General features: G+C 63.7%; 2 protein-coding genes. Both read left to right on the top strand.

Features of this window, described 5'->3' with window-relative positions; translation table 11 throughout:
• Nucleotides 1-1,127 (top strand): AMP-binding protein (locus tag AO388_RS24170; protein WP_153004012.1); only part of this gene is annotated, 1,127 nt, incomplete at its 5' end.
• A 1-nt stretch (nt 1,128) separates the two neighbouring features.
• On the top strand, nt 1,129-4,084 hold a 2,956-nt coding region (locus tag AO388_RS24175; RefSeq protein ID WP_161937183.1), incomplete at its 3' end, for an amino acid adenylation domain-containing protein.

Consider the following 4,084-nt stretch of genomic DNA (forward strand, 5'->3'; position numbering starts at 1 on the left):
GTGATCACCGCGACCCCGAGCGGCTGGTGCAGACCATCCGCGAGCATCAGGTCACGACGCTGCACTTTGTGCCGTCGATGCTGCAGGCGTTCATGACTCATCCCCAGGTGGAAAGCTGTGACACGCTGCGCCGAGTGGTATGCAGCGGTGAAGCACTGCCTGCCGAGCTGGCCGCTCAGGTGCTCAAGCGCTTGCCGCAGGCCGGTTTGTACAACCTGTATGGCCCGACCGAAGCGGCCATCGACGTGACCCACTGGACTTGTAGCACCGACGATATCCTCAGCGTGCCGATCGGGCAGCCGATCGACAACCTGAAAACCCATATCCTCGACGACGGCCTGTTACCTGCTGCACAGGGTGTGGCGGCGGAGTTGTACCTGGGGGGCGTCGGTCTGGCGCGGGGTTATCACAACCGTGCAGCACTGACGGCCGAGCGCTTCGTGCCGGACCCGTTCGACGAGCAGGGCGGCGGCAGGCTGTACCGCACCGGCGATCTGGCGCGTTATCGCGACGCAGGTGTCATCATTCGCGGCTTGCGCATCGAACTGGGCGAAATCGAAGCCAGCCTGCTGGAGCACGACAGCGTTCATGAGGCGGTGGTGATCGACGTTGACGGCCCGTCCGGCAAACAGCTGGCGGCGTATCTGGTGGTCGGGCACCACGACGATCAGTTGCGTGATGCGCTCAAGGCCTGTCTCAAGGAATCGCTGCCGGATTACATGGTGCCCACGCATTTCATCGTGCTGGACAGAATGCCGCTGAGCGCCAACGGCAAGCTCGATCGCAAGGCACTGCCTAAGCCGGACGCCAGCCAGTTGCAGCGCCAGTACGTCGCACCCTGTACCGAGCAGGAACAGCAGATGGCGGCGATCTGGGCCGATGTGCTGAAAGTCGAGCGTGTCGGGCTGAGCGATGATTTCTTCGAGCTGGGTGGTCACTCGCTGTTGGCGACGCAGCTGATTTCCAGAATCCACACCGGCCTGGGAATCGACATTCCGCTGCGCCTGATCTTCGAGAAACCGCAACTGAACGAATTTATTCAGGCCTTCGCCGGCAGTGGCCTGTCGCTGACCGAGGACGGCTTGTCCGATATTGAAAAAATGATGAATGAAATGGCGGGTATCTGACATGGACAAGTCTGCAGCAGAGCGTATTGCCCAGCGTTTCGTCGGCCTGCCCGTCGAACAGCGGCGCCAGATCCTCGCCAAAATGCATGAGACCGGACAGAGCTTCAAACTGCTGCCCATCGCCGTGACCCGGCATGCCGCAGCGCGTATTCCGCTGTCTTACGCGCAGCAGCGCATGCTGTTCCTCTGGCAGATGGAGCCGGGCAACGCAGCCTACAACGTGCCTTTGGCGGTGCGTTTGAAAGGCGCACTGGACCGGCAGGCGCTGAGCGAAGCGCTGGAGCGGCTGGTGCAACGCCATGAAACCCTGCGCACCCGCTTCGTTTCAGAGGATGGCGTGTTCTATCAGGAGATTCTCGAACAGGCTACAGTCGCTCTCGAGTTCGCGTCGGTGGCGCCCGCAGACATCGAGCAGCAGGTGCGCGCCGAGTTGCAAAGGCCCTTCGACCTGCTGAGCGGCACGCTGCTGCGGGTCAAGCTGTTCCAACTGAGTGAAAGCGAACACGTACTGACCGTGTGCATGCATCACGTGGTGTCCGATGGCTGGTCCGGCGAAGTGCTGATTCGCGAGTTCGTGCAGTTGTATCAGACTCAGGTATCCGGACAGCCGATTTCGTTACCCGAGCTGGCGATTCAGTACGCAGATTACGCGATCTGGCAACGCGCCTGGCTGGAGGCCGGGGAGGGCGAGCGGCAGCTGGACTACTGGAAACAGCAGTTGGGCAGCGAACATCCGTTGCTGAGCCTGCCACTGGATCATCCGCGTCCGCTGCAACCGAGCCATCGCGGTGCGATGGTGCGCGTCGACCTGCCGCAGCAACTCTCTGTGCAACTGAAAAGCCTGGCGCGCAACAACGGCCAGACCCTGTTCATGGTGACGCTGGCGGCGCTGTCGGTGGTGCTGTCGCGCTTCAGCGGGCAGTCCGACATCCGCATCGGCGCACCCAATGCGGGGCGCACCCGCAGCGAGCTGGAAGGGCTGATCGGCTTTTTCATCAACACTCAGGTGCTGCGCGTGCAGGTGGATGAGCGGCAGAGCTTTGCCGAGCTGCTGGATCAGGTCAAGCAGGTGGTGACGGGCGCGCAGTCGCATCAGGAACTGCCGTTCGAGCATCTGGTGGATGCCTTGGCACCGGAGCGCAATCCGGGCCACAACCCGCTGTTCCAGTTCAAGATCAATCAGCACGTGCTGGCGGCCGATGGCAGCGGGCAGCGCGTGTCGGGCCTGACGGTCGATGAGTTCCCGATGGGCAGCAGCGATGCGCGTTTCGATCTGGCCTTCGACTTCACCGACACGCCCGAAGGGATACGCGGTTATTTCACCTACGCCACCGACCTGTTCGAAGCGCAGAGCATCGAGCGTATCGCCGAAGCGTTGCGCAGCGTGCTGCAAGCACTGGTCTCGGACACCGACCGGCGTCTGGCCGATCATCCACACGCCGTATCGTCGCCGGTCGCCGAGCAAACCCAGGACGTTGCCTGCCCCGATTTCCTCAGCCTCTGGCAACAGGGCCTGCGTGCCGGGCGTGGCAACACCGCGTTGCGTGTGGGTCAGCAGGTGTTGAGCTTTGACGAGCTTGAGACACGCAGTAACCAATTCGCCCGCTACCTGCACGCCCAGGACATCAAGCCGGGCATGACCGTCGCGCTGTGTCTGGACCGCTCCGTGGAATGGGTGGTCAGCCTGCTGGCGGTGCTGAAACTGGGCGCGGTGTACTTGCCGCTGGACAGCGCGCAACCGTTCGAGCGCTTGCAGCAACTGGCCCGTGACAGCGGCGCGGTGCTGCTGGTGCATGCACCCGATGATGACAAGGCCGCGCGGTTGGGCGTGTGCCCGGTGCTGGCGTTCGATGCTGCGCTGTGGGCCGCTGTCGATAGCGGGGCGCTGGATGTTCGGGTGCTGTCTGAGCAAGCGGCGTACATCATCTACACCTCCGGCTCCACCGGGCAGCCCAAGGGGGTGGTGGTCAGCCACGGCGCGCTGGCCAACTATGTGCAGGGCGTGCTTGAGCGTCTGGCGTTGAATGAAGGGGCGAGCATGGCGATGGTGTCGACGGTCGCTGCCGACCTGGGGCATACGCTGTTGTTCGGTGCGCTGGCGTCCGGCCGACCGCTGCACCTGCTGTCGCACGAGCAGGCGTTCGACCCTGACGGTTTTGCGCGTTACATGGCCGAGCATCAGGTTGAAGTGCTGAAAATCGTGCCCAGCCATTTGCAGGGCCTGCTGCAGGCCGCCAACCCGGCGGACGTGCTGCCTGGGCAAGTGCTCATTCTGGGTGGCGAGGCCAGCGCCTGGGCGTTGATCGAGCAGGTGCGTGCGCTCAAGCCGGGCTGCCGGATCATCAACCACTACGGCCCGACCGAAACCACGGTCGGTATCCTGACCCACGAAGTGGCCGGGCACCTCAGTGCCTGCCGTAGTGTGCCGGTCGGTCAGCCGCTGGCCAACGGCAAGGCGCGGGTGCTGGACGCTTACCTCAATCCGGTGGCCGAACGGGTGGCCGGTGAACTGTATCTGGGCGGTCGCGGGCTGGCGCAGGGCTATCTGGGCCGTGCGGCAATGACCGCCGAACGCTTTGTGCCGGACCCGGACGCCAACGGTCAGCGTCTGTACCGTGCAGGCGACCGTGCGCGGTGGGTGGATGGCGTGCTGGAATACCTCGGCCGTGCTGACGATCAGGTGAAAATCCGCGGTTACCGGGTCGAACCGGGCGAGGTCGGCCAGCTTCTGCAAACCCTGGAAAACGTGGCCGACGCCGTGGTGCTGGCGCAGCCGCTGGAAAGCGATGAAACACGTCTGCAACTGGTGGCCTATTGCGTCGCGGCAGCCGGCACGAGCCTCAACGTCGACAAACTGCGTGAGCAACTGGCGGCGCGCTTGCCCGAGTATCTGGTGCCCGCGCAGATCATGCTGCTGGACAGTCTGCCACTGACCGCCAACGGCAAGCTCGACAAGC

Source organism: Pseudomonas sp. ICMP 10191 (assembly GCF_001467335.1).
GTDB lineage: Bacteria > Pseudomonadota > Gammaproteobacteria > Pseudomonadales > Pseudomonadaceae > Aquipseudomonas > Aquipseudomonas cerasi.